General features: G+C 68.9%; 14 protein-coding genes and 2 pseudogenes. 8 read left to right on the top strand and 8 right to left on the bottom strand.

Translation table 11 applies throughout. From position 1 onward, the window contains the following. Positions 1 to 206 precede the first annotated feature (206 nt). The 6 genes from OHV05_RS37590 to OHV05_RS37565 all read left to right on the top strand — a co-directional run bounded on the left by OHV05_RS37590 (position 207) and on the right by OHV05_RS37565 (position 2,646). Entirely contained in the window at positions 207 to 848 is a 642-nt protein-coding gene (locus OHV05_RS37590; protein ID WP_331730861.1) for a restriction endonuclease, read from the top strand. A 276-nt stretch (positions 849 to 1,124) separates the two neighbouring features. Further along, entirely contained in the window at positions 1,125 to 1,376 is a 252-nt protein-coding gene (locus OHV05_RS37585; RefSeq protein WP_405021709.1) for a plasmid mobilization protein, read from the top strand. A 23-nt stretch (positions 1,377 to 1,399) separates the two neighbouring features. Further along, positions 1,400 to 1,744, top strand: coding sequence for a fic family toxin-antitoxin system, toxin component (locus tag OHV05_RS37580; RefSeq protein ID WP_405021708.1), 345 nt, complete (start codon positions 1,400 to 1,402; stop codon positions 1,742 to 1,744). A gap of 185 nt (positions 1,745 to 1,929) precedes the next feature. After that, on the top strand, positions 1,930 to 2,052 hold the full coding sequence (locus tag OHV05_RS37575; protein ID WP_405021707.1) for a hypothetical protein: 123 nt from the start codon (positions 1,930 to 1,932) through the stop codon (positions 2,050 to 2,052). Between the two features lie 88 nt (positions 2,053 to 2,140). Continuing rightward, the gene (locus OHV05_RS37570; protein WP_331731197.1) at positions 2,141 to 2,380 is read left to right on the top strand and encodes a hypothetical protein; all 240 of its coding nucleotides are present in this window, start codon (positions 2,141 to 2,143) and stop codon (positions 2,378 to 2,380) included. Then, positions 2,377 to 2,646, top strand: a complete 270-nt coding sequence (locus tag OHV05_RS37565; protein ID WP_331731194.1) for a hypothetical protein — start codon at positions 2,377 to 2,379, stop codon at positions 2,644 to 2,646. Before OHV05_RS37570 ends, OHV05_RS37565 begins: the two co-directional genes overlap by 4 nt. A 453-nt stretch (positions 2,647 to 3,099) precedes the next feature. Here OHV05_RS37565 and OHV05_RS37560 read toward each other — a convergent pair. The 7 genes and pseudogenes from OHV05_RS37560 to OHV05_RS37530 all read right to left on the bottom strand — a co-directional run. Next, positions 3,100 to 3,248 (bottom strand): annotated as a pseudogene (locus tag OHV05_RS37560) (transcriptional regulator); the annotation flags it as partial. 545 nt (positions 3,249 to 3,793) lie between these two features. After that, positions 3,794 to 4,978, bottom strand: a complete 1,185-nt coding sequence (locus OHV05_RS37555) for an HTTM domain-containing protein (protein WP_405021706.1) — start codon at positions 4,976 to 4,978, stop codon at positions 3,794 to 3,796. Continuing rightward, positions 4,968 to 5,681, bottom strand: a complete 714-nt coding sequence (locus OHV05_RS37550) for a DUF5819 family protein (protein WP_331730852.1) — start codon at positions 5,679 to 5,681, stop codon at positions 4,968 to 4,970. Before OHV05_RS37550 ends, OHV05_RS37555 begins: the two co-directional genes overlap by 11 nt. A 111-nt stretch (positions 5,682 to 5,792) precedes the next feature. Further along, complete coding sequence (locus tag OHV05_RS37545) at positions 5,793 to 7,055, bottom strand: ice-binding family protein (RefSeq protein WP_331730849.1); 1,263 nt, start codon at positions 7,053 to 7,055, stop codon at positions 5,793 to 5,795. Positions 7,056 to 7,533: 478 nt separating this feature from the next. Further along, the gene (locus OHV05_RS37540; RefSeq protein WP_405021680.1) at positions 7,534 to 8,061 is read right to left on the bottom strand and encodes a transposase; all 528 of its coding nucleotides are present in this window, start codon (positions 8,059 to 8,061) and stop codon (positions 7,534 to 7,536) included. Continuing rightward, positions 8,058 to 8,597: a winged helix-turn-helix domain-containing protein gene (locus tag OHV05_RS37535; protein WP_331730644.1), complete on the bottom strand. Its 540-nt coding sequence runs from the start codon at positions 8,595 to 8,597 to the stop codon at positions 8,058 to 8,060. The genes OHV05_RS37540 and OHV05_RS37535 overlap by 4 nt, the downstream gene beginning before the upstream one ends. A 264-nt stretch (positions 8,598 to 8,861) precedes the next feature. Continuing rightward, entirely contained in the window at positions 8,862 to 10,238 is a 1,377-nt protein-coding gene (locus OHV05_RS37530; RefSeq protein ID WP_331730156.1) for an IS1380 family transposase, read from the bottom strand. 310 nt (positions 10,239 to 10,548) lie between these two features. Between OHV05_RS37530 and OHV05_RS37525 the strand changes: the two are divergent. Next, positions 10,549 to 10,818 (top strand): annotated as a pseudogene (locus OHV05_RS37525) (IS5/IS1182 family transposase); the annotation flags it as partial. A 246-nt stretch (positions 10,819 to 11,064) separates the two neighbouring features. Here OHV05_RS37525 and OHV05_RS37520 read toward each other — a convergent pair. After that, positions 11,065 to 12,588, bottom strand: coding sequence for an MFS transporter (locus OHV05_RS37520; protein WP_331730846.1), 1,524 nt, complete (start codon positions 12,586 to 12,588; stop codon positions 11,065 to 11,067). 425 nt (positions 12,589 to 13,013) lie between these two features. On the opposite strand from OHV05_RS37520, the gene OHV05_RS37515 reads away from it, so the two are divergent. Continuing rightward, positions 13,014 to 14,282, top strand: coding sequence for a bifunctional 3,4-dihydroxy-2-butanone-4-phosphate synthase/GTP cyclohydrolase II (locus OHV05_RS37515; protein WP_331730843.1), 1,269 nt, complete (start codon positions 13,014 to 13,016; stop codon positions 14,280 to 14,282). Positions 14,283 to 14,556 lie beyond the last annotated feature (274 nt).

The raw sequence follows: 14,556 nt of genomic DNA, 5'->3' as shown, positions 1-14,556 counted from the left end.
ATGGCTCTGGGTGAGAATGCCAGAGGACCGAGGCGGTGGGGGCAAGGTTCCACAACTCCGTCAGACAGAGGTGTTCCGGTCGGCCTCCCAGCAGCGCGATCCGGTCAACTCCACCTCCGAAGCGCAGCAGAACACCCAGTTCCCCGGCGGCCAGCCGCCCACGACTCCTACGGTCACAGGCACACCGTGCATCAAGGGGGAACACCGTGGCGCGCAGGCCCGCACGACGACGCCAAAGCACCACGCGCCGGGCCCAACAGGCCCGCGACGACAAGATGCTGCTCCTCGGCCTTGTGATCGGCGGCGGCATCCTGGCGGTTCTCGCCATCACCTGGCTCTTCCACCACTTGCTGCTCCTGCTCACCCTGTTGGCCATCGCCCTGGCCGTCATCGGGACCGTGATCCGCCGAAGGCAGCTGGCCGACCGGAGGGCGTTCGAGGCACACGTCGCGCAGCTGCGGCACATCGGCCCGTTCCTCAGCATGAGCCCGAAGGACTTCGAGCACGCCCTGGCGGTGCTGTGCCGCCGTGACGGCTGCACGAAGGTCACCGTCGTCGGCGGGTCTGGCGACCTGGCCGCTGACGTCCTCTCCACCACCCCGGCCGGACAGCGCATCCTCATCCAGGCCAAGCGCTACGAACCGCGCACCTTCGTCGGCTCCCAGGACGTCCAGAAAGTCAACGGCACCTACCGCGACGTCCACCGCTGCGACCTGGCCGTCGTCGTCACCACAAGCACCTTCACCAAAGCCGCCGCAGCGTTTTGCCGGAAGGTCGGCATCCGCACCGTCGACCAGCGAGCCCTCGCCCTGTGGGCGGCGGGAACCGGTAAGCCGCCCTGGGGCTGACTTGTGTGCCGGAGCCCGTCGCTTCAGTCGCCGCAAGCCTGGCGGTCAGCCGGGCCGCAAGTCTCACGCCGTAACGGGCTGCTCAGCGAGGATGGCGGCGCGCCGCATTGGTAGGCGGCTGCCCCCGTTCGAACGGGGCCAGCCATCGGTCATCGGGCGCTCTCCGAGTCGGAAGGGGGTCGGCCCCGCGCTCGCGGGGATGGTCCCGGGTGCGGGGCAGGGTGGTGTCTGGCTGCTGCTCTTGTAGCGCCTGATACGGCACGCTACGTTGGGGGTATGAAGCAGTTGAACGTGCGTCTTGATGACACCGCTCATGAGGTTCTCGAGCAGCGGGCGGAGGCTGCGGGGATGAGTCTGACGGACTATGCCCGCAAGGTGTTGGTGGAGGAGGCCGATGAGCGGCGGGAGCGGTTCCTGACGGCGGCTGCGCATTTTTCGCAGGCGTGGGGGCCGGCGTTCGAGGAGGAGTTCGGCCCGTACCCGTCGACGGGTAGGCCGGGTCGGTCCGGGAAGGCGGACGCGGCGTGATGTTGCGTGTGGACCGAGGGTGGTTGCTGGACATCGCGCACCAGTTCTTGCCAGCTGATCCGGATGTCACGGACTACGGGACGCTGGCTGCAGCGGTGGCGCGGCATGTCGATGAGGTGATGGACGTGCCGGTGTACGGTGCGGTCAACCAACGGGCGGCCGCGCTGATGCACCAGCTGGTGCGGGTGCCGGCGCTCGAGTTCGCGAACGAGCAGTTCGCCTCTGTCGTCGCCGCGTCCTATCTGAGTGCCGCGGGTGTGATCGTCACTGCGGAGCCCAAGCAGGCGGTCGAGCTCGCGTCGCGTATCCGTGACGGCCAGGCAGACATCCGCGACACCGCCACCGTTATCCGCACCTGGTACCGCTGACCCTTACCGGTCCCGCGTACGCGGGAGGTGGTCTTCCGCTGGCGGCCCCGCGCCGCAAGGATGGTCCCGATGAGTCCCGGTGTCGGCTGCTCGGACTGGAGTCTGCCCCGCACGCGGGGCCTGCACCATGCGGCACCGCCGCCGCAGTTGAGGCCGGCGAGCCGTTCGCCAACGGAGCGTGCGGGGTGATCATCGCCGCCCACCTCTCCCGGGACGAGGGCCACACGGAGCGGCTGGCCAGGCGCCGCGCCGCCCTAGACACCATCGGGGCGATCGAGGCGACGTACGCGAGCGGCCACGGCGCATAGGCAGAGAAGCCGCAGCCTGCCCGTCCTGGCATCGCGCCGGTACCGCGAGGTACTGCCCTGCCACCGGCCACATCGGTAGACTCATCGCATGACGCTACGTCAACTGGATCCGTTGGTCCTGGAGTCCGGCCTTGCCGACTGGGTCGAGGCTGCCGCCGCCAAGGCCGGGCTGAGCACCACCGAGTACTTGGCCGGCCTGGTCGCCGCCGACCGGCGTAGCAGCGGACTGGACCGTGCGCATCGGCTCGCCGCCGCCGCCCACCGCGAGTGGGTGACCGACGGACGTCCGGTCGACGGCCTCACCCTGGACGAGGTCTTCGGCCCGTGAACCACCCGCACCACCCGCACCACCCGTACGAATTGCGCATCTCCAAGCCGGTCGCCGAGAGCATCCGCGACCTGCCCGCCGCAGCCCGCGACGAACTGCGCGCCGCGCTGATGCGCGCCCAGGCCGACCCGCTGAGCTGGCCGCAGGCCGACCGCTACGACCTGGACGACACCGTCCGGGTCGTCACCACCAGGACCCTGGTGGTGCATTACGCACTCGTCCCCACCAGCCCGCACCTGTGGGTCTTCGCCATCACCGTCCTCTGACCCGGGCGTTGTTCGGGGTGCCGTATCCCGGCGCCGGGTTCCTGGCCAACGGGTGCTGCCCATAGGGGAGTACGGCGAAGGCGCGCCTGCGGTGAGCATGGACTTGATGGTGTCGCCAGGGGTGGTCGGGTTGGTCTCGTGCTCGGAGGCGATGACAACCAGTGAGCCGGGCGTACCCGTCAACCACACGGCGGGGAGATGCAGGGGAGGCGGCACAGCACCTTGCCGGGCCGGGCGATCTCGAAGTGGCCTGCGGCCAGGCGCACCCTCCAGCCCCGGCCCGGGGCGGCCCGCAGTGGGGCGAGGGTGTGCCGCCGTCGGTGCAGATCCAGCACTCGGTGCCGACCAGCACGGTCGGCATCGGGCGGTAGCTGCAATTCTTGTCCGTCGACTCGACGTGGAACGTGGGGTCGAGCAGCACGGCGAGGGTACCAACGCCTCCGGCAGCACGGCGGCCCCATAAACCGTCAGCTCGGCCAGCTCGGCGAGGCCCCGGCGTACTTGGCCATCCGTTGAGTGATCGTCAGGTGGTCGGACACCAGCTCCACGTTCACCTTCTCAGCATCGAAGATCCAGAAGCCTTCAACAGGCACACGGGTCCTGCACGCCCACCCGATCGGGTGTACCGAACTGCCTGGTTCACTTGACCGAGTGAGGCGGACCATGTGGCACCGGCCCGGTACGTGCTGCTGCGCTACGCCGCGGCGCAGCAGCGGGCCGCCCGCCGCTGCCGACCGGCCTGGCGAGAAGGGGCACGGAAGTGGCCGAAGCTGAGTAGGCGGTCCGGTACCGGCCGCAGCCAGCCAAGTTGGCCAAGCTGTTCGCCTCGTGCGCGGTGTTCCCGCACCAGGTGCCCGGCTGGGATGAGGGGTGCAGGGTCCGTGCGTCCGGATTCGTCCTTACCTACGCTGAGCAGCCTCCGCTGCCACTACGTCGACTACGAGGGCTACGAGGTGACCGAAGGTCAGTACTACGACCGGATCCGCTGGTTCCAGGCCCTCGCCGGCCATGAGGCCGGGCAGATCGACGCCCCGGCCTGCAGCAACGTCGGGGTCAAAGTGACCGGTGTCCGTCGATCGTGGCCTGGCAGAGGCCGTGGTCCCCGGCGTACGCCGGCACCCCGTTCTGGGGTGCCGGCGTACGCCGCTCATCGTTCGTCCGCCCGCTGCTGAGACGGCTCCTCGCGCACTGTGGCCGCAGCCGGCGAGCCCGGCTGCGCGGGTACGGCCGGGCTTCCGGTGTGGCGCGAGTGCGCTACGCCCCTGGTAACCGGGGGCCGGAACGCGCGGCGCCACAGTTCTCCCAGGAACTTGTAGAAGCGGTCGGGAAGGAATACGGCGTCTGCGACGATCATGGCCCCGGAGAAGAGTGGAAGCCCCATGAGAATGGCGATGCCCAGGTGCATGCCGAACAGCATCGTCAGGACGATGTACTTCAGTCTGCTGAACAGGACGAACGGGAAGGCCACCTGCAGGAGCACGGTCATGTACGTGGCGACACCGATCAGCATGGGGTGGCTGTCCACCATGAGTGACAATGCGGGCCATGGCCGGAAGAGATCGAGGTTCACGACGTAGTGGAGGGCAGTCCCGTTCTCCCATGAGCCGCCCTGCACCTTGTACAGGCCTGCGGAGCCGTAGACGATGCAGACCTGGGCTGCGATGACGAACATGGCGCAGTTGTGCAGTGCCGTACTCAAGACTCGTTGGGCCGCCAGGAGTTGATTCCGGAGGTTGGACGGTCCTGCGATGGGTGACGGGCTGTCGGCCCGGTCCGGGGAGGCGCGCAGGCGGGCCCTGCGCGCGTCGAGGGACCAGCGCCGGCCGCATGCTGTGCAGCAGAGGTACACGGCCATGAGGAGGATGAGGTTGTCTCCTCCGTCCGTCATGAAGATGGCCCGCGCGTGGAACGAGGCCACCAGGACCGCGAACAGGATCGACACGGCTCTGGTCCGCCAGCCGATCACGAACAGTACGGACGTGATGAGGGCCGTCGCATAGCAGAGCTCGAAGTACCCCTGGCTGTCGGACAGGATGAGGATGCTGAACCAGCCGGTCTGGTCGAAGAGTTGTCTCGCCAGGGCGGGCGTCCAGGGTGAACCGGGGCCCCAGATCTCGTCGCGGTGCGGGAACTCCCGCAGCAGGAAGGCGAGGTAGAGCAGGCCGTACCCGATGCGCAGCACCGCGGCCGCGTGGAGGGAGACCGGTCGGTCGGTGATGGCGCTGCCCAGCGCGCCGGTGTGGCGGAGCATCGGCTGGGTGCTGGTGTCGCCGGTCCGCAGGGCTGGTTGGTGTGGAGCGGGCGCAGGAAGTGAGGTCTGCTCAGTTCCCATGGGGTGTCACCTTCCACCAGGGCAGGTACCGGGTGTCGACTGCGGTCGGTGTTGCCGGGTGCGGGGCTCCGGGTGTGGTGGGCGCGGCAATCGGCCGGGTGATCACCCGCAGCTGGACGGCCTGGAAGGTGCCGCTCTGGTGGGCGGTGATTCGCTCTGTCGCAAGGTTGCGTAGGTACCTCTGTAGCATCAGAGCCCGCGCGGAGTGCGGCTTGTCGTCGGTGCCGTGCAGTTCGAGGTAGGAGGTCCAGGCCCGGCGCAGCATGTTCTGCGTGGTGTGGCTCGGAAAGATGTTGTGCTTGACATCGGAATCGTCCACGGCGGTCAGGTCGAACCATTCGCCGATCTGAGTCGTGCCGTCTGGGGAGGTCCTTGTGGTCCTGGCAGAAATCTGCCTGGTGACCGACTCCGGATCCGGAGCGAAAAGCTGCCAGTTCTGTTCGAACAACGGGTAGATCCACGCGTTGATCTGCCTGCTGTAGTACTGCGAAATCTGGTTCGGTGGGGCTACGTGCAGAAATACCAGAAGCACGTGGACGAGGGATGTTGCCAGGCACAACGCCACGGCCATGACCAGGGCCGCCGCCAGCGGGCGCGGTGGTTCGGGGGTGGTGACGGTGTCGTTGGGTCGTTGAAGGCTCGACTCCATCGTATTCATGGACTCTGTGCCGCTCAGCACGTGGCCGGGCCCGGTCCCTTCCATCTTCCCTGCTCCCTCGGCTTTGATTCCCCTGAGCGTCCTTGGGAGCGCGCGACGGAATCTGGGACGATCCGCCGCGCGCCGCCAGGTCCGTGTCCGGCTCTTGCGACTCGGCTACCAGCTCACGGGCTCGTCGCACCCGCAGTCGCCGCCGTGCTCACCGCCGCCGTGCTCACCGCCGCCGTGCTCACCGCCGCCGTGCTCACCGCCGCCGTGCTCACCACCGCCGTGGTCGCCGCCGTGCTCACCGCCGCCGTGCTCACCACCGCCGTGGTCGCCGCCGTGCTCACCGCCGCCGTGGTCGCCGCCGTGCTCACCACCGCCGTGCTCGCCACCGCCGTGGTCACCGCCGTGGTCACCACCGTGCTCGCCGCCGCCGGTGGCGCCCCCGGTGGTGCTGCCGCCGGTACCGCCGGTGCTGCCGGCGATAAGCCCACCGAGAATGCCGCCCGTTGTGCCACCCGTGGTCAGGACGCCGCCAAGCAGACCACCGAGGGCCCCGCCGGTCCCGCCGCCTGTGGTGGTGCCGGCGACCGCGCCACCGGTGGTTCCCCCGGTGGTGGTGCCGGCGATAAGGCCGCCTGTGGTGGTGCCGGCGACCACGCCACCTGTCGTGGTACCGCCGGTGGTGCCGCCCGCGCAGTTCGGCCGGGTGATCACGTTGGTGTCCAGCGTCACGGAGCCAGCGGTCTGCGCCAGCGCCCGGCCTTCGAGGGCCGCTCCAGTGTCCAGGCCAACCGAGGCCAGGGCCATGATGGTGCCCACGAAGTCGGTGCCGGTGCCGAGAGTGGCGGAGCTACCGACCTGCCAGTAGACATTGCACGGCGACGCGCCGTTGACCAGGAGCACGTTGCTGTCGGATGCCGTGATCAGAGTCGAGCCGATCTGGAACACCCAGACGGCGTTGGGATTGCCCAGCGCGTCAAGTGTGAGGGTGCCGGTGAGATTGATAGAGGAAGCGGCGGTGTAGACGCCGGGAGCGAGCGTCAGACCACCGAGGTTTCCGGGAGAAGTGAGGGTGACATCCGAGGCCTGGCCCGCGGCGTTGTTGTACGCCGCAGTCAGGTCGGTCTGGGCCTGGGCTGCAACCGCATCCGTCTGGTGAATGGCACCGGTCACCTGGACCGGGAGCAGCCCGGTGATCGACGTGCCAGGACTCACGCCGACGTCTCCGGTGATCACGGTAGGACCGGTGTTGGTGACCGACTGGCCGCCCAGGACCGCGAAGCTGTCGGCTGCGCCAAGACTGGGGGCGGTGGCGACGGCATGGGCCGGCGACGTCACCATCGTGATCGCCGCCGCTGCGACGAACACCATCGTCGCGGTCCACGTGGAAATCGTGCGCCAGCGAAGCGCATCAGAGATGTTCAGTGTCATCTAGGGACCTAATTTCTGTGGGGAAATATGACAGGTCGGAGATTTTCGTCGATTTGCGACGAGTGCTATGCCCCTCCCGTCGACAGGTGGCATTGGCTCGAAGTCTTCCGAAAGGAAGGGATTCGGCGCCACGTTAACTGACATTAAAGATATGTATACGATCCACTGGGGGTGAGCCCCAGTCTGACTGTTGCTCAGTTCGTCAAAAATGTCAGATGCGCACATGGACGAGCCTGTGGATCGGCGGCTCTCCAGTTTGCGCCGCGTGGGCGCCGGGTCCGGGGTGCGATTTTCGTACGCCGAGACATGAGTCGGAGTCGGCGGTCGGGCGGGCAGGGCCGGTCGGTGCTACCGCGCGAATGGCGGGAGCTGGCGATCGCACAGGGTTCCGCTTGATCATTTGGCTACGAAGTACTTGCGATCCAGGACAGGATTGCACGCTACTGAATTTGAATTCGTGATGTCGGTCTGAGGATGGTCAGCCGTCCATGATCAGGCCGGTGGTGGTGAGGCAGGCGTCGATGAGGTGAGGGCGGTACTGGATCTTCTTCAGGCCGCGTCTGACGGCTCGGGCGAGCTGGTCGAGGTCGGCGGCGGCGAGGTTGCCGATGGTGCGCTTGACCAGCGACCAGATGCCCTCTTGCGGGTTGAGGTCAGGTGCGTACGAGGGGAGCTGGAAGACGGTCAGCCAGTCCTGGTTCGCCTGGATGAACTCCTGCATCGGCGGCATCAGGTGGGCGCGCAGGTTGTCCCACACGAGAACGATCGGGCCGCCGAGCCGGATGTGCGCGCGGATGAGCAGGTCCCGATAGTCCTGCCAGGTCAGGCCCTTCTTCTCGCCCTTGCGGCCTCGGTAGACGTGGAAGCTGTAGAACATCCGGGAGCGCCTGCCGGGCTTGTAGCAGCTCAGCCCCGCCATCGAGACCCGGCCGGCTCCCCGGCCCCGCACCCGCACCACCGGCGTGCAGCCGAGCCTGCCCCAGGTCCTGGCACGCGGCGGCCTCATCGACTGCCCGGCTTCGTCCTCGAAGACGAGCCAGGCCCCGCGGGCCGCCGCCGCGCTTTTACCCGCGGCCACATGTCCTTCTTCCACAACTCCACTGCCGCATCGTCGCGTTCGATGGCCCGGCGGGCCGGCTGCTGCCAGGACCAGCCGTGGCGCTTGAGCAGGACCCAGGTGCCCTCCACGGTGTAGGAGACGTGGAACAGTCGGCCGATCAGCGTCTTCACCCGTGCCAGGGTCCACCGCTGGTCCTCCCAGCCGTGGGCCAGCGGCCCACGCTCCAACTCCCGCTCCAGTCGCGCGATCTGGGCGTCGGACAGCTTCGAACGACCGGGTGAGCCCTTCGAAGCCACACCTGCCGCACCGCCCTCGCGCCACTGCCGGCGCCAGCGCTCCACCGAACGCACGCTCACCCGCAGACCGGCCGCGATCTCCCGGTTCTTCTCGCCGCCCTCGAAGCGTTCCACGGCCTGCTGCCGGATCCGCTCCCGCGCGGCCCTCTCCGCGTCGGTCAGACCGCCGCCCTGTGCATACCTCACAGCACATGACTACCGGGACCGTCCCTCCGCCGGCAGGCGAACGCTACTGCTTCACCCATCCGAGCGACATCACGCATTCAACTTCAGTAACCTCGATCTTGCATGACGGTTCGTCAGCTTGGCTGGCGGGCCGTTTCTGCTTGTCCGGGCGGGGTGTTTCCGCCGGTGGGCAGGCTTGTGACCCGGCTGTCGCGTCGGGTGGGCGCCGGGTTCCACGGTTCCGGATGTTGTCTGGTGTTCGTTGGGGTGGGGCGTTGTTGCTGGTCAGTCGGGGTCTGGCAGGGCGTGCAGGCGGGCGAACGCGCCTGTGATCACGTCGGTCCAGGGCCAGTGGCGGGCGAGGCGGAGGTAGCGGCGGCGGCCGGTGGTGACGAGCTGGGCGGCGGCGGAGAACAGCCGCAGCCGTAGGCGTTTGGGTTCCCAGCGGCGGGCGGTGCCGGTCAGGGCGAGCATGGGCATCCAGGCGAGCAGGTCGAGTGCGAGCTGGACGATCTCCAGCCAGACCTGGTTCTGCGCGAACCGGTGGAGGGGCAGGTTGCGCAGGCCGGTGTCGCGGGCGGCGCGGATGCGGTCCTCGGCGCGGGCCCGCTGACGGTGCCGCAGCTCCAGGCGGGCGATCGGGGCGTGGGTGGTGTTGGTGGCGAAGCAGGTCAGCCGCATTCCGTCGGCGTCGGTGAAGCGCAACTGCGCTCCGGGGTGCGGCCGTTCCTTGCGGACGATCAGCCGCATCCCCTTCGGCCAGCCCTTGAGGACGTCGCCGGCGAGTTCGGCGACCCAGGCGCCGTCGCGGACCTGCCCGTCCGGTTCGAGGGCCGGGGTCCAGGCCGGGGCCGGGATCTTCAGTACCGCCTGGTGGATGGCGTCGGTGATGGTCATCCCGACCGAGTAGGACAGCCATCGGCCGCGTGCGGTGAGCCAGTTGAGGAAGTCGTGGGTGCCGCCGGCGGAGTCGGTTCGGATCAGGGTGCGGCGTCCGCGCCGGTACTTCTTCGGTAGCTGGGCCAGTGCCGTCCGGGCCGCTTCGATGTGGTCTGCGGCCGTGTTGCTGCCGGCGTTCCCCGGCCGCAGCAGCCCGGCGACCGGCTCCCCGGACCCGTCCGGGCCGTGGTCGACGAACGCGAACAGCGGATGGTGGCCGAACGTCTTCTTCCAGGTCTTGGCCGCGTCCTGCTTCTCGGAGTGCGACAGGACCAGCACTCCGTCGATGTCCACGACCACCTCGCCGCCCGCGTCCGGGGCCGCCTCGCCGGCCAACCGCCAGACCCGCCCGCGGACTTCGGCCCGTGCCCGGCGGATCGCCGCAAGGGCACGGGGTCCGGCCGCGGCGAGGGTGTCGACCAGGCGCGAGACGGTCGGATCGGAAGCGACCGGTCCGAACACCGCGGGCTCGGCCCGCAGCATCGCGACATCGGCCAGGCAGTCCCCGCCCAGGGCCACCGCGAGCGCGACGTCCAGCAGGATCTTGCCCGGGTCATGGACCGCGCGCGCTTTGCGCCACGGCGCCAGTGCCGCCGATATCGCCGCGTCCAGCCCCACCTTGCGGGCCGTCTCGACCAGCAGAACGGCACCGGACTGCGAGACCACCCCGCGACCACCGCCCTCGACGCGGACACGCGGATACGACCCGCTACGCTTACTCACCTGGAAAGTGCCTCCGACCGGGGCGGGAACAGGGACCTAGACAATCCTCATTCTCGCTGGTCAGAGGCCCTTTCTGCTTTCCTGACCACTCGTCGGACAGCTGGCCTCATGAAAGCCCGAGGCTAATGCGCCGACGTCACTGAAAGACACAATAGTTCCACCCTGCGATGGACCTGTCCGGCGGACAACCACGCCGCACAGGCCCCTGAGCAGGGCAAGCACCCGCGGCTCCGAGTGCGTGGTGTGGCATTCGGCGGTATACAGCGGCACTCGCAAGTGGCGCGGAGCTACCGCCTCGGCCAGGTTCCGATTGCGCACGGGGGAGCAGCTGGTGCCGGACGAGTCGTGGGAGCTCCAGCGGGTGGCGCCGGCTCGTCCGCAGGGCGGTGGCCGACGGCCGGCCCGGAGACCAGGCTGGCCGTCGGCCACGATCATGTTCGTGGTCACCTCGGGCTGTACATGGGCACAGTCGCCGCCCTGTCCCGGTCCGTCCGGACCGACCGCGCACCGGCCGTTCGCCGAGTGGACCCGGGCGCGGCCCGGGGCAAAGCTGTACCGCCTGGTCCTGGACGAACGCGGCCGCCTGCCCGGACGGCAGGCGCGATTCCCGGTGTTCCGATCCCACAGCACCCACTCACGCAGCGTCGCCCTGTCAACGACCACGTCAGCGGCAAGGTCCTTGTACGCTGCCCCGGGCGTGGACTCGTACAAGGCCACGGCATCGGCCCTGAACTCAACCGAGCAATCCTTCATCGCCATCGGCGGTGTTCTCACTGCCCCAGGCCCCAGACAACCGGACGCTGCGGCCGAAACCGAGACCCTCAGGTCAGGAAGGGCGCCGCAGACGCTCGATGTCGTGCTCACGGACAAGCCACAGAGCGAGGGCCGCCCCGAAAAAGCTCACCAGGGCACCGGCCAGCAGAACGGTGTTGAGCCCGGTGAGGAACCCCTGGCGGGCGGCATCGGCAGCGCTCTGCCGCAGGGCGTCCGGGAGATGGGGCAGAACGGTGTCCAGAGACCCGGACGAGGCTGCCTCGACGAGCTGCCGCGCCGTGGTGTCACCGGAGAGGGGCGTGCCGGCGGCTGCCTGGCGCACATGGTCGGTCCCCTGGCGGATGGTCACCGCGCCCCATACGGCGATGCCGATGGCGATACCCACCTGGCGGAAGGTGTCGTTGACACCTGCGGCCATGCCGCTGCGTTCGGTGGGTACGACGCTGACGGCCACGTCGGCGATGACGGGGTTGAGAAGGCCGACGCCGACCCCGGCGACAACGAAGCCCGGAAGGAGGGTCGTCCACGGGTCGTCGGCGGTGATCCCCGCCATCAGCACGAGGCCGGTCCCCACGGCGGTCAGACCGGCGCAGAGCATGAAACGCGCATGCAGGCGCGAGAGCAGGATGCCGGCGAGCGGGGCGACGGCGAAGTTGAGGAAGGTGGTGGGAAGATAGCGCACCCCGGCTTCGAAAGGACTCAGGCCGAGGTAGTTCTGCAGGTAGAGGGTGATGTACGGGTAGAGGGCGAAGATGGAGCCGGACAAGGCTGCCGCAGCGAGCTGCACCCCGGTGAAGGCGGGGCTCCTGAACAGTTCGAGCGGCAGCATGGGATCGCCGACACGCCGTTCGATGACGACGAAAGCGGTCATGGCAACAGCCGAGGCGGCCAGGAGCAGAAGGATGGGGGCACTGGTCCAGCCCTGTTCGTTGCCCCGGATCAGGGCAAGGACCAGGAGGAACAGCGCGGCGCTGAAGGTGGCCACGCCCGGGACGTCGATACGGGCGGCCACCGGGTCCCGGCTCTCGGCGAGTTTGAGGCGGGTGACGGCGATGGTCGCAACGCCGATCGGCACGTTGACGTAGAAGACGGCCTCCCAGCCGAACCAGTGGGTAAGGGCTCCGCCGACGAGCGGCCCGATCGCGACGGCGGCACCGACGGTCGCGCCGAAGATTCCCATGGCAGTACCGCGTTCTCGCCCTGCGGGGAACTCCAGGGCGACGAACGCAAGCGAGACGGCGAACATGACGGCCGCACCGACACCCTGGACCGCGCGGGCCAGGTTCAGCATGAGCGTACTCATGGCCAGGGCGCAGACAAGGGAGGCGAAGGTGAACACGGCCAAGCCCACGACGAGTGTGCGCCGCCGACCGATCCGGTCGGCGATCGATCCGGCGGTCAGAACGAAGGCGGCGAGAGTGAGGGTATAGGCATCGAACACCCACTGGATCCCGTGGAAGTCCGTGTTCAGGTCGGCCCGGATGGCAGGTACGGCGACGTTCACGGCGGTGATGTCGATCAGCAGCATGAAGGTCGCGACGGAGACGGTGAGCAAGGTCCACCATTTGCGCGCCATATGAGGGTCCGTCTCCTCCCGTCGGTCCGGCCGGGGCGGCCTGCGGCCAGGCCCTTCGAGCCGATGGCCGAACGCGGTGCAGACCACCGACTGTCGTCCCCCCAACAGCGCCCGGCAACGAGCTGCCGGGTCGGTCACCGGGCCGACAGAACTGCCCCAGGTACGGCCCGACCACAACCGGCCTGCTCCCCGGGGCAGCGTTCGGGGCAGACTCCCGCCGGGCGCACGATCCCTCCTTCCCTCCGATCAGCGGGAAGGAGCAGAATCCACTTACGCCCGGAGCCCGCAACAGGGCCGGTTCTGCTCAGTCACCACCGATCCGGAGGTCTGCACACCAGCCGCCGGCCTCGGCCCGCCACAGCGGACCGATCGCCACCGACTCGGCCCTAGCCCCGTTGCTCCATGACCCGTTGAGGAGCGATGGCATGACCTCCCTTCAGGAACACGACGAGAACCATCTCGACAACGTCGAGCGCGCGATCACCGACACCGCCCTCGGACGCCCCGTGGTCATCGTCGACGACCACCCCGAGAGCAGCGCGGGCCACATCGCCTTCGCCGCCCAGTTCGCCACCGCCGAACTGGTGGCCTTCGCCATCCGCCACGGCTCCGGCATGGTGTGCGCGCCCATGCCGGGCAGCGAACTCGACCGCCTGGGGCTGCCACCCATGGCACTGGGCGGCAGGAGCCCCCACAGCACCGCCTTCGCCGTCTCGGTGGACGCCCGGGAGAACGTGACGACCGGCATCTCCGCCTCCGACCGGGCCCGGACCGTCAGGCTGCTCGCCGCCCCCGACACGCAAGCCTCCGATCTCGCCAGGCCCGGGCACGTCTTCCCACTGCGAGCCGCCCAGGACGGCGTCCTCGCCCACCCCGGTCCCGCCGAGGCCGCCGTCGACCTGAGCCGCCTCGCCGCACTCACCCCCGCCGGTGCCATCGCCCAGATCCTCGACGAGGACGGTGAGATCGCACGCCTGCCCGACCTGCTGGCCTTCGCCCGTCGGCACGGCCTCGCCGCTGTCTCGATCGCCGACCTCATCGCCTTCCGGCGGCGCACCGAGCTGCACGTGGAACGGGCCGCAGTCACCAGCCTGCCGACCGAGTTCGGGGACTTCACCGCAGTCGGCTACACCGGCACCATCGACAAGGTCGAGCACATCGCCCTGCTCGCAGGGCACCTCGACACGGCCGGCCGGCTGACCGACGGCGAGGACGTGCTCGTCCGCCTCCACTCCGAGTGCCTCACCGGCGACGCCTTCGGCTCACTGCGCTGCGACTGCGGGCCCCAACTCCAGGCCTCGATGCGGCAGGTTGCCGAATCGGGCAACGGCATCGTCCTCTACATGCGCGGCCACGAGGGCCGCGGCATCGGGCTGTCCCACAAGCTGCGCGCCTACCAACTCCAGGAACAGGGGCGCGACACCGTCGACGCCAACCTCGACCTCGGCCTGCCCGCCGACGCGCGCGACTACTCGATCGGCGCGCAGATGCTCGCCGACCTGGGAGTGCGTTCCCTCATCCTGCTCACCAACAACCCGGAGAAGGTCTCCGCCGTCACCGAGTACGGGCTCAAGGTGAGCCACCGCATGCCGGTGGCCGTCAAGGCCTCCGAGCACAACCTCACCTACCTGCGCACCAAGCGCGACCGCATGGGACACGAGCTGCCCTGGCTGGAGGGGCCCGAGGTTCTGTGAAAGGAAACGGCTCTGACCTCGACTCCACGCCGTGAGGGAAGGTCAGGCCGGTTCCCCACGGCGTTGACGAGGCCGGGCCGCTTCTATCGCAGAGCTCCGCAGGAAGTCCTTGGGTGGACGGATATGCCCTGCTCAGCCGCCACTTGGCCCGCTACGTTCTCTCTCGGGCCTCCCTGCGGCCTCATATCCGGCGAGACGACTGAGCTGCAGCACGCTGTGCTGTCCGACATCGTCGGCCGGGCCCAACACGGCATCGTCAGCGCCATCCAGACGG

Origin of the sequence: Kitasatospora sp. NBC_00070 (assembly GCF_045041205.1) — a bacterium.
Classification (GTDB): Bacteria; Actinomycetota; Actinomycetes; order Streptomycetales; family Streptomycetaceae; genus Kitasatospora.
Note: the sequence above shows the minus strand (reverse complement) of the source record. Positions and strands in the feature narration are given on the sequence as shown.